The organism is Microcystis sp. T1-4, assembly GCF_000297435.1.
GTDB lineage: Bacteria > Cyanobacteriota > Cyanobacteriia > Cyanobacteriales > Microcystaceae > Microcystis.
Map to the genome: position 1 here is coordinate 1 of NZ_CAIP01000305.1, position 601 is coordinate 601.

Annotated in this window: 1 pseudogene; it reads right to left on the bottom strand. The window is 45.4% G+C overall.

Annotated features, from left to right (window positions below):
- Positions 1 to 214: 214 nt before the first annotated feature.
- A pseudogene (locus MICAI_RS16495) lies at positions 215 to 421 on the bottom strand (response regulator transcription factor); the annotation flags it as partial.
- Positions 422 to 601: the final 180 nt, after the last annotated feature.

The window sequence follows — 601 nt, forward strand, 5'->3', positions numbered from 1 at the left end:
AGGGTTTGCTGAAAAAGTACGGGCGAAGCATTCGGGCAATAACCTATCGGTGAAACCGTAGATTTTTTATCCGAATGCTTCGCCCCTACAGGACGCGGGCCGATGAAGACGCAAGGTTTTGAAGCACGATTCTCTCAAAATCTTGCACCTGTTTCGCGAGAAAAGCCACAAAACCCTTACCTTGCCTACATTTCACCTTTATTCAGCAAGCCCTAATTACATCCGGTTGACAACTTTTCGCCAAGTCGATCGCCTGTTGACCATTAACCGCAATTCCCACCACCTGACAATGCGGCTGCTGGGAAATTAAAGTCTTGAGTCCTAAACAAGTTAGATCGTGATCGTCGGCAATCAAGACTTTAATTAGGTCTATCGGCTTCATGATTATTTTCCTTTCCCTAGAGGTCTCACTTGTTATCATTGTAGAGCCTGTTGATCTTTTGGACTTAACTTCACGACACTTCCCATCACCCCATCACCCATCTCCCCAATTCATAATTTATAATTCCCCCACTCTCTTCTCTCTTTGCTCTTCTCCCTTCTCCCCAACTCCCACTCTGCAATAACTACTGGCAGCCAGAAATACGTTCGTTCATATCAC